The organism is Paenibacillus sp. FSL H8-0122 (genome assembly GCF_038005345.1).
Classification (GTDB): Bacteria; Bacillota; Bacilli; order Paenibacillales; family Paenibacillaceae; genus Paenibacillus_AQ.
The window spans coordinates 108,960-131,125 of the sequence record NZ_JBBOTB010000001.1 but is presented as its reverse complement, the minus strand read 5'-3'; the positions used below and the strand labels follow the sequence as shown (position 1 = coordinate 131,125).

The window sequence follows — 22,166 nt, the reverse complement described above, 5'->3', positions numbered from 1 at the left end:
CGCTTCCGGGAGCTATTGCCTACTCCACTTCCTGGAGCTAGTGCCTACTCCGCTTCCGGGAGCTATTGCCTACTCCACTTCCTAAAGGCTACCAGCTACTCTGCTTCCTTCAGAATATGCTCCACCAGTTCATCCAGCGGCACCGTGGCGAGTGCGATCGCTGTGTCGGTTACGCCGTAGTAGATATAGAGCAGGCCGTCTTTGACCACATTGCCGGTCGGGAAGATGACATTTGGAATCTGGAAGCCGAATTTCTCGTAATACGTCTCCGGCTCCATAATGAAGTTATGGGTCCGGGCAATAATCTTCTCCGGCTGCTCCAGATCCAGCAGCATCGCCCCCACGCGGTAGACGATCTCTTCATCGACGCCGTGATAGAGTACCAGCCAGCCCTTGTCTGTACGGATGGGAGGCGTAGAGCCGCCGATCTTCCGCGATTCCCAGGACAGGTTCCCGGCGGTGGCGAGCAGCTTGGGTTCTTCCCAATTCACGAGATCCTCGGAATAGGTAATCCACATGGCGGCTTTCTCCGTGCCGTAGGCCTCGCCCACATATTCTTCAGGGCGGCGGAGCAGCACGAATTTGCCGTTTATTTTCTCAGGGAACAGGATGTTGTCCCGGTCGTTAATATCCAGCGGCGTGGTGTCCGCCACGAACTCCCAGTCCAGCAGATTCGTTGACTTCAGAATCGAGGAGCGGGTCAGCCAGTGGCCCTCCTCTTCTCCCCAGCCGTCCGGGTAGGTCGGAATGGAGCGCTCAGGGACGCCGCGCCCGGTAGGATAATAGCTCATGGCGCAAGGGCGCAAGGCGTAGTTCAGGTAGAACGTTCCGTCAATCTTCACAATGCGCGGGTCCTGTACACTGCCGTAAGGGAAGCCCAGCATATCCGGCGTCACAATAGGCTCATCCTTCACATGGGTGAAGTTCACTCCGTCTTCGCTCTCCAGCAGCCCCAGATAGTTCTTGCACGGAGTCAAGGAACCGGCTGTGCGCTCGATCATATAGAACTTGCCGTTGTCGATGATAACCGCCGGGTTGAACACGGTCACCTTGCGCCACTCATAGCCGCCCGGGACGACAATCGGATTATTGGGATGTCTTGTAATTTGCATGTCTATTCCTCCTGCGAATGATGTTCGTGGTATAGCTTAAGCGTCTGGACCTCGTAAGGTCTGAAAGACAGCGGAATCACACCGCCGCTGGTCGTCACGGAGCCGGTCGTGCTCTCCAGCAGATTGACGCGGCAGGCGCTGATCTCCTGGTCCTTCCAGTCCAGCGTGGCCGACTCTCTGCTGCCCGCAGCTTCATACAGCCGGACAATCGTGCCGCTGCCGTCCTCTGCTTGCTTGATCGTATCAAGCATGACATGACCGCTCTGGAAGGCGAGCCAGGCATGGGTGCTTGGATAGCGGCCGGGATGTGCAGCTTCGCTAATCGCCAGCAGCGGCTCATTCAGCGCTGCCGCTTCCCGTACCACATCCGCCTGCCGCCATTCTCCGCTATGCGGATACAAGGAATAGGCGAATTCATGCTCCCCCTGGTCGGCATTACGGTCCGGCCAGCGCGGGGAACGCAGCAGCGAGAGGCGCAGCACTCCGTCATGGATGTCATAGCCGTATTTGCAGTCGTTCAGCAGGCTGACGCCATAGCCGCCCTCGGACAGATCGGCCCAGCGGTGTCCGCAGACCTCGAATTGCGCCTGCTCCCAGCTGGTGTTGCGGTGAGTCGGACGCTCCAGTGCGCCGAACGGAATCTCATACGTAGCCTTCGCGGCCACAATATCCACCGGAAAAGCAACCTTCAGCAGCTTATGCTGCTCCCGCCAGCTTACGCGGGTGCGGAAATCCACTCTACGGCTGTTCCGGGGCAGTACAATCTCCTGTTCAATCTGCGATTCACCCAGCTGCCAGCGGAACTTCAGCACGGTCTGCACAGGTCCGCTGCTGACTACCCGGCGGTCCAGCAGCTTCGCCTTGCCCGCAGGCTGCTGCTCATAACGCGGGTCTATATCCCAGGCATCCCACAGCGGCGGGGTATCATGATAGAACTGCAACTGGTTGCCGGTCTGGCCGGGCTGGAGCAGCTCGCGGTCCGCGCTTTTGTCCAACCAGCGGCTGATTTCGCCGTCTTCATTGAATGTCAGGATATAATGGTCCGTCTCCCATTGCTCCGGGAACTCGTCTCCGGCGTCGGGATCACCCTGCAGCTCAAGCCGTACTCCAGCTGGCTCCGCAGCCTCCCGCAGCCAGATTGTCCGGCAGCCAAAGGCCGGAACCTTACGGACCTGTACAGCCAGCATGTAGCTGTCCCCGCCAGCCTCTGTGTTCCAGCATTCGCTCGGCAGCAGGCCGTCTTCATCGAATACCTGCACCTTAGCCAGCTCAGGACCACCCTCCAGCCAGAGCAGCTCCGTCCGCTCCCAGCCCAGACTGTTGAAGACCACATAGGGACGGCCCTCACCCGATGTATTCACCTGGCCTGCAAGAGTGTGCAGAGAGCTGTCCAGCACCTGCCCGCCCAGACGGAAGATCTCGGCGTATTCCTCCCGCGAGGTCGTGTACACCTCCGGGATGGAAGTCCCCGGAATGATGTCATGGAACTGGTTGAGCAGCAGCAGCTTCCAGCCCTCGGCCAGCTCCCCGGCGGGCAGCAGACGCTGCCCATCCGGCTGCTCCGGCTGCTCCAATTCCAGGGCACCATCCTTCTCCGCCAGCACGCTCCAGATCTCCGCCTGCCGGTACAAAATCTCCGCCTTGCGGTTGCTGCGCTTATTGAAGGCATGGGTCGTGAAGGTCCCCCGGTGCAGCTCCAGATAGAGATCGCCGTGCCACGCCGGAAGCTCCGGCTGGCGCGAGCCGATCTCCGAGAAGAACGCTTCGGCCATAGAGAATCCGCTGACCGGCTGTCCTGGGGCGAGATCAGTACGGGCCACATATTCCAGCATCTCGTGCGTGACCCCGCCTCCGCCGTCGCCGTGCCCGTAGAGCAGCATGAGCTCATCGTGCTCTTCCTTCTGGGCGTAGGCCTCCCAGTGCTCCTGCACATCCTTCGGATGCGTATGCTCGTTCACCCCATGGTTCTGATAAGCCACAATCTTCGTCCCGTCAATGCCGACCCAATGGAATAAGGTATGCGGGAAGGGATTGGTATCATTCCAGCCCAGCTTGGTGGTCATGAAATAATCGATGCCCGCCTGCTTCAGCAGCTGCGGCAGGGAAGCGCAATAGCCGAAGGTATCCGGCAGCCATTCAATCGTGGAATGCTTGCCGAATTCCTTCATATAGAAGCCCTGGCCGTACAGCATCTGCCGCACCAGCGACTCCCCGCCGGGAATGTTCAGATCCGGCTCCACCCACATGCCGCCGACCAGCTCCCACCGGCCTTCGGCAATCCGCTCCTTGATCCGCCCGTATAGCTCGGGATAATGCTCCTTGGCGAAGGCATAGAGCTGGGGCTGGCTCTGCGAGTACCGGAAGTCCGGGTACTTGTCCATCAGGGTACAGACAGTGGAGAAGGTCCGGCTGACCTTGCGCACCGTCTCCCGGACCGGCCACAGCCAGGCCACATCAATATGCGACTGGCCGACCATATGCATCGTCCCCGGGTCCAGCCCTGCGGACCGTTCCGACGCCGCAGCAGCCCGTAACTGCAGTTCCGCCGCAGTTACGGCACCGCAGTCCAGCAGCAGCTCCTCCTTCATATAGAGCGTGTCCATCACCCGCTCCAGCGCCTTAAGGCTGCGGATGCGGCGCATGTCGCCCTCCGGCAGCAGCAGGGCTGCTTCGTGTACGATCCGCACCGTATGCAGCAAGCTGTATACGGGACGATTAACGCGCACAAGCTTCATTTCAATGCCTGTCAGCGGCGGCTTGATCACCGCCTGGCGGTTCAGCGGGTCCTCCGGCTCAGGCACCGGATCATACAGCTCAATCTCCAGCTTGAGGCGTTCACCTGGAGCATAAGACGGCAAAGGAATGAACCAGTGATTGCTGTCCAGGCCATGGTACGGCGCTCCGTCCAGCCTCAGCAGTCCTTCCCCGCGTCCCAGATAGAGCAGCGCCGCTTCTTCATGCGCCCACTCTCCCGGAACCGTGATCTCCCGCTGAAGGAAATAGGTGGTTCCATATCCTCCGTCCAGCAGGGAAACGTTGTATTGCTGGTGCAGCTCCTCCTCATGCTCATAGCAGCCCGGAGTGAGGTAACGGGATTTGCGCATCCTCCATTCCGCAAGCTCTATCTTCTCAGCCCACTGCCGCTTGGCCAGCCATCCGGTGAACCGCTCCATTCGCTTCATGGCTTAGCCCTCCTCTCTGACCTGGAGCGGCGCGCTCAGATACTCTGCGGAGTGCGGGCCTGCCATCACCGTGAATTCTCCCGGTTCGACAATCCGCGTCAGATCCGCTGATACGTATTCCAGCTCCTCCCGGCCTACACGGAACGTTACTGTCTGCGTGTCTCCCGGCTGGAGGCTGATTTTGCGGAAGCCCTTCAGCTGCTTCTCGGGCCGGGTAATGGAGGAGGCCAAGTCGGAAATATACAGCTGGACCACCTCGCTGCCCGCCCGGTCACCCCTATTAGTTACATCCACGGAGACAAGTGCTTCTTCCTCCGCAGAGATTACTGGAGGCTCCACCTTCAGGTTGCTGTAGCTGAATTCACTGAAGCTAAGACCATAGCCGAAGGGATATTCGGCGTGGAAGTCTGTCTCCAGATACCGTTTGCCTCTGGTCCGCCGCTTATAATAATAGACCGGAAGCTGGCCGACATGCTTCGGAATGCTGATCGTCAGCCGCCCGGAAGGATTCACCTCGCCGAACAGGATATCGGCAATGGCATGTCCGCCCTCTTGGCCCGGGTACCACGCCTCCAGAATGGCGTCGGCGTGTTCTACAATCCAAGGCTCAGCAATCGGGCGTCCGTTGATATAGACCACAATCAGCGGCTTGCCCAGCTTGTGAAGCTCCTGTGCCAGCTCCAGCTGCACGCCCATCAGATTCAATGTGGACCGGTCGATGCCCTCTCCGCATTCCATGTCACTCCAGGAATGCTCCGTCACGACAGAAGCGCCGGTGAGCAAATCAATTGTCCCCTCACCGAAGTCTCTGGCGCTGGAACCGCCGATCGACAGCACTACCGCATCGGCTTCAGCCGCACAGGCCAGCGCAGGGGCGAAGCCTTCCCGGGAATCGCCCTTGATCCGGCAGCCGGGGGCATACAATACCCGGTCCGCTTCGCCGCCCAGCGCCTGCCGGATGCCGTCCAGCACGGTGACGATGGCACCTTTGGGCTGCGGCGAAGTATAGTCGCCAAGCTGATTGTAAGGAGCATCCGCATTGGGACCGATTACGGCAAGCTTGCGAATCCCCTTGCTTAGCGGCAGCGCTGCGTTCTCATTCTTCAGCATGATGATGCCCTCACCGGCGATCCGCCGCGCCAGCTCCCGGTGCTCCGGCTTGCCGATGATGCTCTCCGCCTGCTCAGGATCGGCATAGGGGCGGTCAAACAGCCCGAGCTTGAACTTCAGCTCCAGAATCCGCGCCGCCGCGCGGTCCAGATCGGATTCCTGCAGCCGTCCATGCTCGATAGCAGCCGCGATATGCTGCTCGAACATTTCGCCTGACATCTCCATATCGATGCCTGCCAGCAGTGCCTGGGCTACAGCCGTTTCTCCGCTATCTGCGGTGTTATGACCATTCGTCAGCATGCCCAGCGCTCCGCAGTCCGTGATTACGAAGCCATCGAAGCCCCACTGCTCACGCAATACATCCTGCAAAAGATAACGGTTCGTCGTACAAGGCACGCCGTCAATCTCGTTGTACGCTGTCATAATGGACAGCGCTCCGGCCTCTACCGCCTTACGGAACGGCAGCAGATCGACCTCATGCAGCTCGCGCAGTCCCATATGCACGGGCGCAGAGTTCCGCCCGCCTTCAGAGCTGCCGTAGGCGGCGAAGTGCTTCAAGGTGGCCAGTACGGAATCCCCGGCGTCCAGCCGTTCTCCCTGCAAGCCCTTCACGGCTTCCACACCCATAGTGGCAATCAGGAACGGGTCTTCGCCGAAGGTCTCCTCCGTCCGGCCCCAGCGCGGATCACGCACCACATCAAGCACCGGCGAGTAGGTCGCCGCTCCGCCCTGGCTGCGGGTCTCCAGCGCTACCACCCGGCACATCTCCCGGTATAGCTCCGGGTTCCACATACTGCCCAATGCAAGCGGCACCGGAAATACAGTGGCGCCGATAGCCATATGCCCGTGGGAGCATTCTTCGCCGAACAGAATCGGAATCCCGAGCCGGCTCTCCTGCATGGCGTAAGCCTGAATCGCATTAACAGCCTCCGCCCCCTCCTTCGGGGACAGACCGGTCTCCAGCGTAACGCCAGTCCACGGGTCGGCACGCAGCGTCCCATACAGGGAGCCGACGCCTCCGGCGGCAACCTGACGCTTGAAGGCCTCTGTCATGCCTGTGGTTCCGTCCGCGTGCTTCTCATAGCACTGCCAGCCGAAAGGCTGGACTAATTGTCCAGCCTTCTCTCCAAGCGTCATGCGCTGCAGCAGGTCCTGTACCCGATCCGCCACAGGGCGCGCTTTATCCTTATAGATCATTTTTACAGCACCTTTCTGCATTAGTCATTCGTGCCGCTCACTCTCGGCACTTCAGAGGATGAAATTTCTAAGAAGATGGATAGCGCCTGTAGGATTTAGTTGGTTTTCCAGCGGTCATAAGCAGCCTGGTTGATCTCAGCCACTCGCTCTCCGCCCATCTTCTTGACTGTTGCCACATAATTATCCCAGCCGGTCAGCGGCTCGGCCCCGGTGATGAACTTCGCTTCCATCTGTTTCACATACGTGCTCAGATCCGAATTCAGACTGCTGATTTCCGTCTGCTCTTCCACCGTCAGGAACAGGGCCGGGAACGGAATCCGTGCGCCCCGATCCAGCAGCTTCTGCTTAGTCTCCTGCTCTACCCAGAGGTCAAAGTCTGTCTTCAGCCCCTTGTTGATATCGTCCATGGACAGAGTTGGGGCAGGAATGCCGTAGTTCGGCGTCAAGGTGGCCCGGAAATCTTCCATTTCCTTGCCGTCCGGTACAGGCAGGTATTGCTTCACACGATTCTCTTTGTCGGTGTACTCCCAGAGCGTTCCCTCCGGCCCTTTGTTGAAGAACAGAGCGCCTTCATAGGAATAGAGGTAATCTACCCAGCGAAGTGAGGCTTCCGGTGCCGGATTGCTGTTCGTGATGGCGAATGCGCCGGTCGTAATCCCTCTGTTCTTGGCAATCGCCGGAGCGGACACCGATTCACTGCGCACCGGAGCGAACATCGGATCTGCCGTGGACGGCTCTCCGCCCTTAGTCATATAAGCATGCCAGTCGGAAAAGAGCGCCACGCGGTTATTCTGCGCCTTGGCCTTCTTCTGCTCCGCCGTCTGCGAGAAGCTCTCATGATCCAGCAGCTCCTCGGACCACAGGCGGTTCATATACGTCAGATATTCCTTGTAGCCTTCTTCAAGCGGTGTATAGTGGACCTTGTCCGCATCGTCTACATAGATTTCTTCTTCATAGATGCCAAAAGCGCCCAGCAGCCAGGTGCGGATATCGCGGAGGTTCGCAGCAGTTGTCGTCACCGAAGAGATCGGAATCTCATCGGCGGTTCCGTTGCCGTTCGGATCTTCCTCCTTCACGCGCTTCAGGTAGGTGTACAGCTCCTCAGTCGTTTCCGGCAGCTTATCGATGTTCAGGGCCTTCAGGAAGTCCCCGTTATACCACATCGGGTTGCGGTACCAGTGCTGGCTCATTTCCACCACCGGCAGGGAGTAGATATGACCGTCCGGAGCGGTAATCGATTTACGGACATCCGGGTTCTCCGCAAGCAAAGCCTTGAAGTTCGGGGCGTATTCCTCAATCAGGTCTTCCAGCGGGATCAGAATCCCCTGCTCTCCGTAATTCATCTGCTCGGCAGTCGTCAGACCGGCAGCATAGAAGATATCCGGGTAATCGCCGCTGGCGAACACCAGATTCTTTTTGGTATCGAAGCTGTCCTTCGGCGCATTTTTATATTCCATCGTAATCCCGGTCTTCTCCTTCATCTGCTGGAGCACCGGCATGTTCTCCCAGTTCTGAATGCCCACATCCGGCGCCATCAGCGTCAGGGTAACGGGTTCGCTAACAATCGGGAAGCCCTCCTTGTTCACCGTGGCCTCTCCGGTACTCTTATTCGCGGTGCCTTCATTGGAGCTCCCGCAGCCTGCCAGCAGTCCAAGAATCACAGCCGAAGACAGCAGAATCTTCCATGGTTTACGTGTGATCTGCATTAATAATTCCTCCCTTAGGTTCATTACATTTTAACCTTTAGCCTTTCACAGAGCCAATCATGACCCCTTGGACAAAATAACGCTGCAGGAACGGGTAGACCGCCACAATCGGCAGTGTAGAAACAACGATAACGCCATATTTGACCAGCGATGCCGTCTCTGCCTTATTATTCATGGCCATAGCTACCTCGCCGTTGATCGCAGCGCCTGTAGTTTCAGCAGACATCTCCTGCAGGACCAGAATCTGGCGCAGCACCATCTGCAGCGGATACTTGGCTTCATCATTCAAATAGATCAGGGACGGGAAGTAGCTGTTCCAGTGCCCAACCCCGTAGAACAAGGCCATCACGGCGACAATCGGCGCGGACAGCGGCAGGATAATGCGGATGAACAGCTTCAGATTCGTACAGCCGTCGATGTGCGCCGCTTCCTGCAATTCTTTTGGAATGGTGGACTGGAAAAAGGTGCGGGCGACCACGATGTTCCACACCGATGCGGCCACCGGCAGGATCAACGCCCCCATGCTGTTGATGAGGCCCAGGTTCTTGACGAGCAGATACGTCGGTACCAGCCCGCCGCTGAAGAACATTGTGAACAGAATGAGGCCCATGAACAACTGGCGTCCGACAAAATCAGACCGGCTGAGCGCATATGCAGCAGGCAGCGTAACCGCCAGATTCAGCAGAGTGCCCACCACTGTGTAGATGATGGTATTGAGATACCCGTTCCAGATCTTCGGGTTCTCGAACACCAGCTTGTAGCCGTCCAGCGTCACATTCTTCGGGAACAGCCACATCGCGCCCGAATTGACATCCTGCGGCGAGCTGATGGACGCGCTGAGGATGTAGATCAGCGGATAGAGGACCACTACCAGTGCAAGGCACAGATAGATGTAGGTGCTGATCAGAAACAGCTTATCTCCCCTGGATTCTTTCATCGCAGTAACCAAAAGACTTCAACTCCTTTCTACCAGAGGCTGTTCTCACTGGTGCGTTTGGCAATCCGGTTCACGGTAACGAGCAGTATTACATTGACCACCGAGTTGAACAATCCGACAGCGGTCGAGAAGCTGTATTGGGCGTTCACCAGACCGGCGCGGTAGACATAGGTGGATATGACATCAGAGGCTTCCATGTTGAGCGAATTCTGCAGCAGCAGGATTTTCTCGAAGCCCAGGCCCAGAATGTTACCCATGTTCAGAATAAGCATGATCGTAATCGTGGGTATAATCGTCGGCAGATTGATATGCAGCACCCGCTTGATCCGGCTGGCTCCATCCACGATGGCCGCTTCATGCAGCTGGGGATCTACGCCGGACAGGGCCGCGAGATAGATGATCGTCCCCCACCCGGTGCTCTGCCAGACGCCCGAGAAGACGTACACCGTCTTGAACCAGGCGGGATCGGTCAGGAACTGTGCGGGCTGGAAGCCCAGGAATTCAATCGCCCGGACAATCATTCCGCTGGAGGGCGACAGGAAGGTAATAATCATCCCCGCCATGACGACCACTGAAATGAAATGCGGCGCATAGGTAACCGTCTGGACCGACTTCTTGAACGGGCCGTTGCGGACCTCATTGAAGGCCAGGGCCAGAATGATCGGCAGCGGGAACCCGATGGCCAGCTCATAGAAGCTGATGCTGAACGTATTCCACAGCAGATCCCAGAAGAAATAAGAATTGAAGAACCGCTCGAAATGGTCGAAGCCTACCCAGTCGCTGCCCGTAATTCCTTTGGAGGGCACGAAGTTCTTGAAGGCAATCTGAATGCCGTACATCGGACCATAATGAAAGATGAAGAAATACAGTAACGCGGGAAGCATGAACAGATAGAGCTCCCAATTCTGCCAGATTCTTTTGCCAAGGGACTTGTTCCCCTTCATTCTCCCACTCCTCTCTATGTTAGTTTTCATTACACATAAATCTGTATCCGCTTCGCATTCTTGCTATGGCCTTTCCTGCTAACGCTTACATCCCAAATTGTAGAGAAACTAAGCTGACATCGTAAATATGTAGGTTGTGCATTGTCATGTTAAAAGAGTGTAAAACCGCGCTGCTACGGGGCTTATGAGCTGAATAACTTCTACGGGCCGCTACTGGCTGACTGCCGTAAATGTGTGAATTATGAACCCTCCTCCCCCCTGCAAAAGTTACATATTGTGATCCCCCGGCAGGTATGCAAACATTTGCTACGAATGCCGACACTACAACACCGACTCAAGATATAGGAGGTTTCTGTCATGACCCGTACAACTGCCCACCTGATCTCACACACCCACTGGGACCGGGAATGGTATATGCCTTATGAGCGTCACCATGTGCTGCTGGCGAAGCTGATGAACGAGCTGCTGGAGACGCTGGAGCAGGACGAGCGCTACCGGTACTTCCACCTGGACGGACAGACCATTATTATTGAAGATTATCTGCAGGTTCATCCTGAGCGGAGAGAGCAGCTGGAGCGGTTCATCCGCGAAGGCCGGATTGTCATCGGTCCCTGGTATGTGCTCCAGGATGAATTCCTGACCAGCTCCGAGGCCAATGTGCGTAATCTGCTGATCGGCCACCAGGACGCAGCGAAATATGGCGTCATCTCGAAGCTCGGTTATTTCCCCGATTCCTTCGGCAATATGGGCCAAGCCCCCCAGCTGCTCCAGCAGGCTGACATCGGGACTGCGGTGTTCGGCCGCGGCGTGAAGCCGACGGGCTTCGATAATATGGTCGGCGAGCTGAACAGCACCAGCTATGAGTCGCCTTACTCGGAGATGTACTGGGAATCCCCGGATGGCTCAGTTGTGCTTGGACTGCTGTTTGCGAACTGGTACAGCAACGGTAACGAGGTGCCCGTAGATGCTGAGGAAGCCAAGGCCTTCTGGGACAAAAAACTCGCGGATGCGGGCAAATACGCCTCCACCCCGGAGCTGCTGTTCATGAACGGCTGTGATCATCAGCCGGTGCAGCGTGATCTCGCGGATGCGCTGGAGACCGCCCGGAAGCTGTACCCGGACACGGACTTCGTCCATTCCAGCTTCGAGCAGTATCTGAAGGCGCTAGCGCCTTCGCTGCCTGAGGATCTGGTCACCGTGCACGGCGAGCTGCGCAGCCAGCATACGGACGGCTGGGGGACGCTGGTGAATACCGCTTCCGCCCGCGTCTACTTGAAGCAGCTCAACCAGCAGGGCCAGACGCTGCTGGAGAAAGGCGCTGAGCCGCTGGCGGCACTCGCTTATCTGGTCAGCGGGCAGGCCTACCCCCATGCCCTGCTGACCTACGCCTGGAAGACCCTGATGCAGAACCACCCGCATGACAGCATCTGCGGCTGCAGTGTGGATGAGGTTCACCGTGAGATGATTACGCGCTTTGAGAAGAGCCGCCATGTGGGAGAAGCTATTATTGAAGACAGCTTGAAGGCGGTCTCCGCGCAGATCGGAACCCGGAATGTTGCCGCCTGGGGCGAGTCTGCCCGGCCGGTGACGGTCTTTAATACCACCGGCTGGGAACGCAGCGGAACAGTTAGCGTGGAGATCATCATCGCCAAGCGTTACTTCAAGGAAGGGCCGAACCCTGCGGCGATTGCCGAGGCGCTGGATCAGCTTCCGCTTGCGCTTGAGCAAGGGCGGCTGCTGGATGCTGAAGGACGGCATGTGGCTTACCGGGCGGAGGATCTGGGCACCCGGTTCGGCTATGAGCTGCCCGACGACCAATTCCGCAAGCCTTATATGGCCCGGATCGTCCGGCTGACCTTCGCAGCTGCGCAGGTGCCGCCGCTAGGCTACAGCACCTACGCCTGGGTAGAGTCGGCGGATGAGTCCGCCGGGGCTGCTGCTGAAGGTCCGCTTAAGCTGCTGGAACGTGGGATGGAGAATGAATTCCTGACTATCCGTATCCATGAGGATGGCTCTTATGATGTGGCCGACAAGCGGACGGGCCGCAGCTTCACCGGACTCGGCGTCTATGAGAACTGCGGCGATATCGGCAATGAATATGTGTTCCGCCAGCCGGAGGGCGATGTGGCGCTGACGACCAAGGGACTCGCTGCCCGCATCTCGCTTGCTGAGCAGGAGCCTTACCGCATCACGTATGAAATCGTGCATGAATGGGTTATTCCCGCTTCCGCCGATGCTTCATTTGAGGATGAGAAGCGCAGAATGGTACCGTTCCGGCAGCGCAAGGCTGGACGCTCTACGGAGCAAGTGCCGCTGCGGATTGTGACCCGGATTAGCCTGGAGGCCAGCGGGACCGGCGTTCAGGTCTCTGCCGCATTCAATAACCAGGCTATGGACCACCGGCTGCGCGTCCTCTTCCCTACCGGTCTAGCCGCCTCGACCGTGCGGGCCGACTCCATCTTCGAAGCCGCAGAGCGCGGGATAGAACCGGCTCCTGACTGGATCAATCCGAGCAATGCCCAGCACCAGCAGGCTTACGTCAGTGTGTCGGACGGCAGCGCCGGACTGCTGGTGGCCAACCAAGGGCTGAACGAATACGAGGTGCTGCGGGACGGCAGCAATACCATTGCTGTCACCCTGCTGCGCAGCGTATCGGAGCTGGGCGACTGGGGCGTATTCCCTACACCGGAGGCCCAGTGCCTTGGAGAGCAGACCGTGGAATTCGCGGTCCGTCCCTTTGCCGGGGATGCGGATTGGACGGAGGCCTGCACCTGGGCCTATCAGTACCAGGTGCCTTGGTTCACGGTCCAGACCGGCTGGCAGGAGGGCTCGCTCCCTGCGGTCTATCAGCCGCTGGAATGGCAAGGCCGCACCCTGGCGCTGTCCGCCTTCAAAATGTCCGCAGACCATGAGGACATCATTCTGCGCTGGTACAATCTGGCGGGCGCGGAGCAGGAGCTCGCGCTTACGCCGCATTTTCCCGTGGAGGCTGTCCATGCCAGTGATATTCTGGAACGGCGCAAACAACGGGAGATCCTGGATGAAGGCACTCTCCGCCGCTCTATCGACAAAGCTCAGATCGTCACCTATGCCCTAAAGCCCGTACAACCCTAAATTCACTATGCCAGGAGGAATTATACTATGAAGCTGCCCGCTTCCATTACCGCTTATCTGAATGAGGCCGATGAACGGCTTGCGCATCACCCGAAACTGCAGCAGTTGTTCCGCAACTGCTTCCCGAACACACTGGAGACCACGACCAAGCTGCTGGAAGACGGCACTACCTTCGTGTTCACCGGCGATATTCCGGCCATGTGGCTGCGCGATTCGACGGAGCAGGTGCGCCACTATATCCCTTTTGCCAAGCATGACCCTGAATTGCAGCGGATTCTCCGCGGCCTGATTGCCCGGCAGATGTTCTATGTAAATATTGATCCGTACACTAACGCCTTCAACGAGACGGCAAACGACAAGCATTACCGGGATACGGACGACTGCAATCTGAACCCGTGGATGTGGGAGCGCAAATATGAGCTGGACTCCCTCTGCTTCGTCGTTCAGCTGGCTTATATGTACTGGAAGGAAGCGGAGCAGACCGACATCTTCGATGCCGCCTGCTATCAGGCGCTGACCTCCATCGTGAACACGATCGAGACCGAGCAGCATCACGGGGAGAAGTCGCCTTACCACTTCATCCGGCAGACGCTCCAGGATACGGAGACATTGCACAATAACGGACGCGGGATGCCGGTCAACTATACGGGGATGAGCTGGTCTGGCTTCCGCCCAAGCGATGATAGCTGCGAATTCGGCTACAATATTCCCTCGAATATGTTCGCTGTGGTCATTCTGGGGTATATCGGCGAGATGGCAAGCGAGGTATACCAGGACGAGCGGCTGGCGGCAAGAGCGGCGAAGCTGCGCAAGGAGATCGACTTCGGCATCCGTACCTACGGCATCGTGACCCATCCGAAATACGGCAGAATCTACGCCTATGAGACGGACGGCTACGGCAACTACTCCCTGATGGACGATGCCGGAACTCCGGGACTGATCTCCATTCCTTATATTGGTTATGTGGGGGTGGAGGATGAGATTTATCAGAATACCCGCCGGTTCGCGCTCAGCTTCGATAACCGCTTCTATTTCGAGGGCAAACACGCCAAGGGCATCGGCAGTCCGCATACACCGGGCGGTTACGTCTGGCATATGGCGCTGTCGATGCAGGCGCTTACTGCAGATAACGATGAGGAGATCAAGGAGCTGATCGACATGCTGATCCGCACCGATGCCGATACCGGCTACATGCACGAAGGCTTCCACCCGGATAATCCGGCGGACTTCTCGCGCGAATGGTTCGCCTGGTCCAACAGCCTGTTCGCTACGCTGATCGGCAAGGCGATGGATAAGGGGCTGGTTTAGGGGGGTAACCCTGAACGGATAGCTCATCCTGCACCAAGCAAGTGGAATAACGTATCTTAATTCGCCCATTGGGCTGGAGTTACCGGCAACAGGTGGAAAAACAGCAACTAATATAGTTACTTTATGCTACTTGGGATGAATCGAGAGAATTTAAGTGTTGTTTATCCAATTGCTGGTTCGGTAACGCTCATATGTTCATTAATAGATGGAGGAAATCCACCTGCTATACTTCCTCTAAACAGAAAACGGCTGAGGCTCCCTTGAACTCAAGGAGGCCGCAGCCGTTTCTATATGTCTAGCTCACCTCAGCTTAGTAGCCGCTCTGGCTCTGCTCGCCCTTGGCGATGGCTACGCCGCCGCTGGTGCCGATCCGGCTGGCGCCTGCGCCGATCATCACCAGCGCGTCTTCCGCGCTGCGGACACCGCCGGAGGCCTTCACGCCGATCTCAGGACCGACCGTTGCCCGCATCAGGGCAATATCTTCCTTCGTGGCTCCCCCGGTCGAGAAGCCGGTTGAGGTCTTCACGAAGTCTGCGCCCGCTTCTACAGCAAGCTTGCAGGCACGGACCTTCTCCTCTTCAGTCAGCAGGCAGGCCTCAATAATCACCTTGGTCAGCGCCTTGCCGCGTGCGGCTTCGACTACGGCAACCATATCGCGCTTGACCAGCTCGTCATTGCCGTCCTTCAGTGCGCCGATATTAATGACCATATCCACCTCACCGGCACCGTTCGCAATGGCATCCTTCGTCTCAAAAGCCTTCGTCTCAGGCGTCGATGCCCCGAGCGGGAAGCCGATTACTGTACATACCTTCACTTCCGGTGTATCCTTCAGCACGGCATGCGCAGTAGCGACCCAAGCCGGATTCACGCACACAGAAGCGAATTTGTAGGCTTTGGCTTCTTCGGCAAGCTTGATAATATCGTCTTTCCGGGCATCCGCCTTCAGCAGCGTATGATCAATAATCCCGGATATTGTAGTTTCACTCATGTTCAATTCCTCCATATAATCGGTAATAGATGTTCACATCCCCTGTAATCATACCAATAGTCGGACGCTTTTGAAAGCTGGAGGGCATAACATCTGCTAATCCTGTATCCACTCCGGGCAGTATAGATCAAGCGCATCGAACCCCTAGCCCTATACATTCACCTGCCGGATGGCCTCCCGCAGATCGCCCGTACTCGCGCTGACGCTCAGCGAAGCCTCGTAGACTTCTTTGATTCGCGCCAATTGCAGGTCAGTCAGCTCTCGGATCTCCCGGGTCTGCTCCGAGACCTCTCCGGCAATATCAGCCATGCTGCCCACCGCTGCCGCAACCTCCTCTGAGCCGGCGGAGAGCTGCTCCGCTGTCGCCGACACATCAATGATCTGTCCGGCCACCTCCCGGAAGGCGGCGGAGGCCTCCAGCAGAGCAGCCTCCGCTTCGGCTGACATCCGCACCCCTTCCCTCACTTCAGCGGATGCTTCCGTCATCTGTACCCCGATGCTCGCCGAAGCCTGGCTGATATGCAGCAGCAGCTCGGCTACCCGCTCGGCCGAGGCTGCGGAGCCTTCCGCCAGCTTGCGCACTTCACCGGCTACGACAGTGAAGCCTCTGCCGTGCTCCCCCGCATGCGCCGCCTCAATCGAGGCATTCAGCGCCAGCAGCTTCGTCTGATCCGCAGACTCCCTGATCGCAGCCAGCGCACCTTCAATCTCATCCGTGTACTCTTGCAGCCGCAGCACATTATCCAGCGTCTCCCCGGTGGATACAGAGATCGATTTCATTTGCTGGTTAGTGTGGTTCATGGACGTCTGGGATGCCTCTGCAATGTCCAGCGCCTTGACTGCGAATTCCGAGACCGCAGCCGAGGCCTCCGAGATGCGCGAGATGCCCAGCGCCATCTCTTCCATAGCCACAGCGCTGCTCTGTGCGCCTACCGTCTGCGAGTTAGCCCCGGCATGGATATCGCTGATTCTGCCGCTCACCGTCTCACTCATTTTCAGCACATCATCGGCATTCCTGGCGAAGGTCTCGGAGGAGCCGTAGAGACTGTCAGATGCGGTAGACACCCCGGATACCATCCCTTTCACTCTGGCATTCAGATCCCCTGACATCTGGAGCATCGCCTGATAAGCCCTGCCAATCTCATCCCGGGAGGTGACCGGACGGGCATGCAGGATACGGGCTGCTCCGGCGAGATCCCCTTCAGCCATCGTGCCCGCGCTCTCTGTAATCGTCACCAGCGGACGCAAGGACCGGGAGACGAACCAGGCCAGCACCGCGAGTGCGCCCAGAGATAGAGCTAGAATAATACTATAGAGCGGCAGGCTCTCCATCAGGACATCACGGGTCAGCGTACTAAGCACAGCAACATCCGTATCAATGCCCAGCGCCCCGACCAGTTTCCCAGTGGTGTCCTTCATAGGAACGAATGCCGAGATATAATCCCCGTACTCGGGATTGCTGATCAGCGGCGTGCTGGCATTCTCTCCGGCAAGCACAGCCGTAACTGCGGCCGCAGGCATATCGGTAGTCTCATTAATCCCTGAAGCCAGCGGGTCTCCCTCCGGCCTGCCGTCAATCATCAGCTGCGGCTGGCGGGCATCATCAATCCTTACAAAATATACATAACGGGCACCAATCGACTTCCGGAACTGATCCAGTTCATGGCGGAGTGACCAGTACAGGTCCGACTCCTGCGGATCGGCCAGGAATTCGCTGTAGCGGCCGGGTTCAATCTGCGTCACATAATGGCTGGCAATACTCATGTTGTAGCTGCTGATCGTCCCTTTGACCGCTGATCCGGTGTTCACCCACTGAATGGCGGCATTGCCTGCTGTAATGCAGAGAATCACTAAAGTCATAACACAGAGAATACGGGCAATCAGTCTGGTTCGGATAAAAGAAAACATGGAGGCCTTCCCTTTCGCGCATCACAATTGCGTGGTTATAGTAGGGCCATCCGATTAAGCAATGACAAATGTCCCTCTACCGGAAAATTTCGACAAACTTTTCAAAAATCCTTTTCCAAAGACGGCGCAGAACATTAAAATTTGAAAATCAAGTGGAAACGGCTTTGCTGTCTTTTTAAAGGACGGTACCGTTTCGGCGAGAAATAGAAGGATAATGGATAGCGTGAAACCTATACATTCTTATATTTGAACCAAATCATCCTGCGGGTGAACGATGCTAATGCCTCTCTCACCGTCCGCTTTAAGGAGCAGTAATGTTGCACTTTTGGCAGGATTTCTCTACACCTTTTACCGGGTTGAAGTACAATGTTGCATTATTTGCATAAATTTAGGTGTTTAGAGCAAGTTAGCGCTGAATTTGTTGCATTTCGTGCAGGATTTCAGCATTGACCGCTTCTTTGGGGCTGTATTGTTGCATTTTTGGCAGGATTCCTCTTAAAATGTTACTGCCTGTGATGCATGGGGCCCTTTCCTCGGCGCAGCGGCACCCATTGTATTCGGTTTTTCGTATACACTCAGGCCCACGTACCTTCGCCCAGCACAGTATGTATAGCGTGAAACATACACATTCTTACATTTTCAAAAAAAAGGCTGCTTCTGAAGCCTAATCGCTCCAAAAACAGCCTTCTGGCCTTAACCCGTCAATGGCCGCCCGAAGGCGACCATCCAACCCGCTGCACCAGCTGGGTACTTTCTTTATTTTATACTCGTTAACGGTATAGTCCCGAAGCCTTCACTTCATTGAAGAAGGTGTTGAACTCCTCAATATTAAGCTGCTGCGCCGCATCGGACAAGGCTGTAGCCGGATCAGGATGCACCTCCACCATAATACCGTCGGCTCCGGCAGCGAGTGCGGCCTTGGCACATGGAATCAGGATGTCCTTGCGTCCGGTAGAATGGGTGACATCGACCAGCACCGGCAGATGGCATTCCTGCTTGAGAATCGGCACCGCCGAGATATCCAGCGTATTGCGCGTCGACCGCTCATAGGTACGGATACCGCGTTCAATCAGCATAATCTCCATATTGCCGCGGGACATAATATATTCTGCCGCATGAACGAATTCATCCAGCGTAGCGGATAGTCCGCGCTTCAGCAGCACCGGCTTGTTCACTTCCCCTACCGCCTTAAGCAGCTCGAAGTTGTGCATGTTCCGCGCGCCGACCTGAATGACATCCACATAATCCAGCGCTTCTTCAATATGCCGGGGATCTACAATCTCACTGATCGTCAGCAGCCCGTATTCATTCGCCGCTTCACGCAGAATCCGCAGGCCATCCATGCCCAGTCCCTGGAAATCATAAGGGGAGGTCCGGGGCTTGAAGGCGCCGCCGCGCATAACCTTGACGCCAGCCTTCTGCAGGGCAGCAGCCACCGTACGGGTCTGCAGCTCGCTCTCCACCGAACACGGGCCAGCCACCATCAGGGAGGATAATCCGCCTACTGTAACGCCGCCCGGCAGCTCAATAACTGTATCCTCCGCATGGTCTTTGCGCGCTACCAGCAGGGTCTTCTTATGCTCCGTACTTTGCAGATCAAGCGAAGCTGAGAAAATCTGCTTGAACAGCGTACGGATGGTTCCATCCGTGAACGGCCCCTTATTGCCTGCGACCATTTTCTCCAGCATTGCCTTCTCCCGCTCAGGATCGAACTTCGGCACGCCCTGCTTCTCTTTGAGCACCCCAATCTCCTGAACGATTCCGGCACGCTCCGAGATCAGCTCCAGCAGCTGACCGTTAATCTCATCCAATCTTGCTCTCAGATCATCCAATTCCACATTACTCATTCCAAGACACTCCTTTGTGCAGTTAATAGTTAAGGCTATGAACGAACGCAAAAAGACCCCCCGCCGCAAGGGACGAGGAGCCGTGGTACCACCCTTATTTAGAGCTGAATCCTGCTGACGCATCAGCACATGACGGCATACCTGAAGGATACCGGCCAGTTGATTCATTCTGTCTTACATCCGTTAACGCAGGAAGCGGGCCACCCTACCCATAACTGCTGCAGCAGTGTACTTCAGGGACCGACTCGGAAGTGAACTTCGGCACTAAGCGTCTAATGGGGGTGCTCTCAGTCTCCGGCACGCCTTCCCTGTTAAAATCCGCTATGAAGTGCTTACTCTCTTCGTCATTGTCATTACAAGGTATATCGGTGCTGCTTATGCACCAGTTTCTGCTATCTTAATCAAAAAGACTTCCATATGCAAGACATCACAGCACTGTATTGCAGCTTTAACTCAGCATTGTGATTATTTTGTGAAGAGAGGTCTGCTTATTCCTGTTCCGCAAAAAAATTCCCGATGACTTTGGCAATGCTGTCGCTTCTCAGCGGCTTGCTGATATACTCATCCATCCCGGCTTCAAGGCATAGCTCCCGGTCGCCCTTGAGCGCGTTGGCCGTCACTGCAACAATGACCGGCTGCTGGTCTGCCGGCTGCTCTGCCCTGATGGCAGCTGTGGCCTCCAGGCCGTTCATCCCGGGCATCTGCACATCCATGAAGATCAGATCATAGCCATGCCGGGCTGTCATATCGACCGCCTGCCGCCCATCCTCGGCCACATCGACGGTGAAGCCGCGCTTCTCCAGGATTTTGCGCAGGACGATCTGGTTGATCACATTGTCCTCGGCTACCAGAATATGCAGGGACCGGCCTTCTGATTGCGGCTCCGGCTGGTTCCCCTCCGGCCCGTCAGTCGGAAGCGCCTGCGCTTGCGTCCGGAGGACCACGGTGAACACAAAGGTCGCCCCCTGCCCGGCTGCTGTATCCAGATAGATCTCTCCGCCCATCCGCTCGACCAATTGCTTGCTGATCGCCAGCCCCAGACCGGTGCCTTCCCCATGGCGGCCCCTGAAATGCTCCAGCTGATAGAACGGCTCGAACAAGCGGCTGCGGGCCTCCTCGGGAATCCCGCTCCCCGTGTCCGCCACGGTGAACTGGAGCGTTACGCCTGCCAGGCCATCGGCAATGCGCTTCACGCTTACCTTTACCCCGCCGGTACAGGTGAATTTCACGGCATTGCCGGCCAGATTGAGCAGCACCTGCTTCAGCCGCTCCCCGTCCCCGATCAGCCGCTGCGGCACATCCGGGTCCGTCTCCACGCTGAGGGTCAGGCCTTTACGCTCCGCCTTGAGCTGAAGCAGCTCCAGCGCAGAATCCATACAGTGCTGGAGGATGAACGGCTCATCTTGGAGTGAGATTTTGCCTGCCTCAATCTTGGAGAGATCGAGAATGTCGTTGATGATATTCAGCAGGGATTCACCGCTCTGGCGGATAATCTCCAGGAATTCCCGCTGCTGCGAACCCGGCTCACTGCTCTCCAGCAGCAGGTCGGTCATCCCGATCACCCCGTTCATCGGAGTACGGATTTCGTGGCTCATCATGGCCAGGAACTCACTTTTGGCGCGGTTCGTATTCTCTGCGGTCTCCTTGGCAATCAGCAGCTTCTTCTGCTCGGTAATATCCTTGACGATAATATAAAAGCCTACGGTAGACTGGTTGATAATAATCGGCGCAAGGGTAGTCAGAACCTCCACAGAATGCCCGTCCTTATGCCAGATCAGGTTGATATCCTGGCCTGCGGAGCCGCTCTGCCGGCGGGGACCGAGTACATTCTGCAGCTGCCGCTCGCCGATGATCCGGCTGACACTCATGCCCACCATCTCGGGGATCGTATACCCCGTCAGCCTTACCGCCTGTTCATTCCCGTTAATAATATGGCCTTCCAGATCCAGCGATATGATCGCGTCATGATTATATTTCTTCAGCGAGGTATAACGCTCGACCGATTCCTGAAGCTTCTGCTCCACAATCTTGCGCCGGGTCACATCGCGGCCGACAGCCAGCACCCCGCGCTCCCCGCCGTCTTCCACCGTTCTCAGAGAGAATTCAATCCAGATATATTGGCCGTTCGCATGTAATATCCGCAGCTGGACATCAGGCGAGTCAGCCATCTGCTGCGCACTGATTAAGGCCAGATCCTCAGAGTGAACCAGTCTGCTGTTATCCCGGCCGATCAGCTCCTCCGGTCTGTACCCGAGCACCTCTTCCACTGAAGGGGAGCAATAGCGGCAGACTGAGCCCGGCGCAGCATAGTACACAATGTCCCTGATGTTGCCGGCAATCAGCTCGTACAGCCGCTCAGACGTCCCGGTAAATGCCTCCACCGGTGCCGCAAGCGGCCTTCCAGCCAAGTGAACGATATAATACAGCCCCTCTCCCGTTGAAGGCTCGCTCACCCTCGCCACATGCAGCAGCACCGGAACCGCAGAGCCATCCGCATGGCGCAGCTTGATTTCGGCTTCAAAAAAAGGGGCTGCTCCTGTCCTGAGGCTCCCCATCCTGTAACTATGTATGTGCAGGCTATCTTCATCCCAGAACGCTTGGAAGCTGCGTCCCAGCAACTGTTCTTCGGAATATCCGAGCAAGAGGGTTACCGCCGGATTCACCTTCATCCATTCTTCAGCCATGGAGAGAAAAGCTACTCCGGCAGTTCCTGTCTTCAATGCCTGTTCAAATGGAGAAGTCGTCTCCGTATGCTGCTCTAGCATAAGATCCACCGCCCGTTTGTGAAGTATTAGATGCAATTCCTTTATATT

The 22,166-nt window shown here is 56.9% G+C and carries 12 protein-coding genes; 2 read left to right on the top strand and 10 right to left on the bottom strand.

Going from position 1 to position 22,166, the window contains the following annotated elements; genetic code table 11:
* Window positions 1-95: 95 nt before the first annotated feature.
* From NSS64_RS00660 to NSS64_RS00635, 6 genes are all read right to left on the bottom strand, one after another.
* A complete protein-coding gene (locus NSS64_RS00660) occupies window positions 96-1,112 on the bottom strand; it encodes a glycoside hydrolase family 130 protein (protein WP_340937919.1) in 1,017 nt (338 codons plus the stop codon).
* Between the two features lie 2 nt (window positions 1,113-1,114).
* Complete coding sequence (locus NSS64_RS00655) at window positions 1,115-4,294, bottom strand: alpha-mannosidase (RefSeq protein WP_341138890.1); 3,180 nt, start codon at window positions 4,292-4,294, stop codon at window positions 1,115-1,117.
* Between the two features lie 3 nt (window positions 4,295-4,297).
* Window positions 4,298-6,601: a glycoside hydrolase family 3 N-terminal domain-containing protein gene (locus NSS64_RS00650; protein WP_341138889.1), complete on the bottom strand. Its 2,304-nt coding sequence runs from the start codon at window positions 6,599-6,601 to the stop codon at window positions 4,298-4,300.
* A gap of 95 nt (window positions 6,602-6,696) precedes the next feature.
* Entirely contained in the window at window positions 6,697-8,307 is a 1,611-nt protein-coding gene (locus tag NSS64_RS00645; protein ID WP_341138888.1) for an extracellular solute-binding protein, read from the bottom strand.
* A gap of 37 nt (window positions 8,308-8,344) precedes the next feature.
* Window positions 8,345-9,256, bottom strand: a complete 912-nt coding sequence (locus tag NSS64_RS00640) for a carbohydrate ABC transporter permease (protein WP_341138887.1) — start codon at window positions 9,254-9,256, stop codon at window positions 8,345-8,347.
* Window positions 9,257-9,273: 17 nt separating this feature from the next.
* Window positions 9,274-10,188 carry an ABC transporter permease gene (locus tag NSS64_RS00635; RefSeq protein ID WP_235192024.1) on the bottom strand — a complete coding sequence of 305 codons (915 nt, stop codon included), beginning with the start codon at window positions 10,186-10,188 and terminating at the stop codon, window positions 9,274-9,276.
* 357 nt (window positions 10,189-10,545) lie between these two features.
* On the opposite strand from NSS64_RS00635, the gene NSS64_RS00630 reads away from it, so the two are divergent.
* Together NSS64_RS00630 and NSS64_RS00625 are read left to right on the top strand one after the other, a co-directional pair.
* Entirely contained in the window at window positions 10,546-13,302 is a 2,757-nt protein-coding gene (locus tag NSS64_RS00630; protein WP_341138886.1) for an alpha-mannosidase, read from the top strand.
* Between the two features lie 27 nt (window positions 13,303-13,329).
* Complete coding sequence (locus tag NSS64_RS00625; protein WP_341138885.1) at window positions 13,330-14,610, top strand: glycoside hydrolase family 125 protein; 1,281 nt, start codon at window positions 13,330-13,332, stop codon at window positions 14,608-14,610.
* Window positions 14,611-14,920: 310 nt separating this feature from the next.
* On the opposite strand, the gene deoC is transcribed toward NSS64_RS00625, so the two are convergent.
* The 4 genes from deoC to NSS64_RS00605 all read right to left on the bottom strand — a co-directional run bounded on the left by deoC (window position 14,921) and on the right by NSS64_RS00605 (window position 22,118).
* A complete protein-coding gene (gene deoC / locus NSS64_RS00620; protein ID WP_339311648.1) occupies window positions 14,921-15,598 on the bottom strand; it encodes a deoxyribose-phosphate aldolase in 678 nt (225 codons plus the stop codon).
* A gap of 150 nt (window positions 15,599-15,748) precedes the next feature.
* Window positions 15,749-17,506, bottom strand: a complete 1,758-nt coding sequence (locus tag NSS64_RS00615; protein ID WP_341138884.1) for a methyl-accepting chemotaxis protein — start codon at window positions 17,504-17,506, stop codon at window positions 15,749-15,751.
* A 770-nt stretch (window positions 17,507-18,276) separates the two neighbouring features.
* On the bottom strand, window positions 18,277-19,353 hold the full coding sequence (locus NSS64_RS00610; protein ID WP_340937907.1) for a bifunctional 3-deoxy-7-phosphoheptulonate synthase/chorismate mutase: 1,077 nt from the start codon (window positions 19,351-19,353) through the stop codon (window positions 18,277-18,279).
* Window positions 19,354-19,841: 488 nt separating this feature from the next.
* On the bottom strand, window positions 19,842-22,118 hold the full coding sequence (locus NSS64_RS00605) for a PAS domain S-box protein (RefSeq protein ID WP_341138883.1): 2,277 nt from the start codon (window positions 22,116-22,118) through the stop codon (window positions 19,842-19,844).
* Window positions 22,119-22,166 lie beyond the last annotated feature (48 nt).

What these genes read in the sequence shown, in the direction of transcription:
- NSS64_RS00645 (WP_341138888.1), bottom strand. Translation starts at nt 8,307, where the DNA reads ATGCAGATCACACGTAAACCATGGAAGATTCTGCTGTCTTCGGCTGTG.
- deoC (WP_339311648.1), bottom strand. Translation starts at nt 15,598, where the DNA reads ATGAGTGAAACTACAATATCCGGGATTATTGATCATACGCTGCTGAAG.
- NSS64_RS00630 (WP_341138886.1), top strand. Translation starts at nt 10,546, where the DNA reads ATGACCCGTACAACTGCCCACCTGATCTCACACACCCACTGGGACCGG.
- NSS64_RS00635 (WP_235192024.1), bottom strand. Translation starts at nt 10,188, where the DNA reads ATGAAGGGGAACAAGTCCCTTGGCAAAAGAATCTGGCAGAATTGGGAG.
- NSS64_RS00610 (WP_340937907.1), bottom strand. Translation starts at nt 19,353, where the DNA reads ATGAGTAATGTGGAATTGGATGATCTGAGAGCAAGATTGGATGAGATT.
- NSS64_RS00655 (WP_341138890.1), bottom strand. Translation starts at nt 4,294, where the DNA reads ATGAAGCGAATGGAGCGGTTCACCGGATGGCTGGCCAAGCGGCAGTGG.
- NSS64_RS00650 (WP_341138889.1), bottom strand. Translation starts at nt 6,601, where the DNA reads ATGATCTATAAGGATAAAGCGCGCCCTGTGGCGGATCGGGTACAGGAC.
- NSS64_RS00605 (WP_341138883.1), bottom strand. Translation starts at nt 22,118, where the DNA reads ATGCTAGAGCAGCATACGGAGACGACTTCTCCATTTGAACAGGCATTG.
- NSS64_RS00660 (WP_340937919.1), bottom strand. Translation starts at nt 1,112, where the DNA reads ATGCAAATTACAAGACATCCCAATAATCCGATTGTCGTCCCGGGCGGC.
- NSS64_RS00625 (WP_341138885.1), top strand. Translation starts at nt 13,330, where the DNA reads ATGAAGCTGCCCGCTTCCATTACCGCTTATCTGAATGAGGCCGATGAA.
- NSS64_RS00615 (WP_341138884.1), bottom strand. Translation starts at nt 17,506, where the DNA reads ATGTTTTCTTTTATCCGAACCAGACTGATTGCCCGTATTCTCTGTGTT.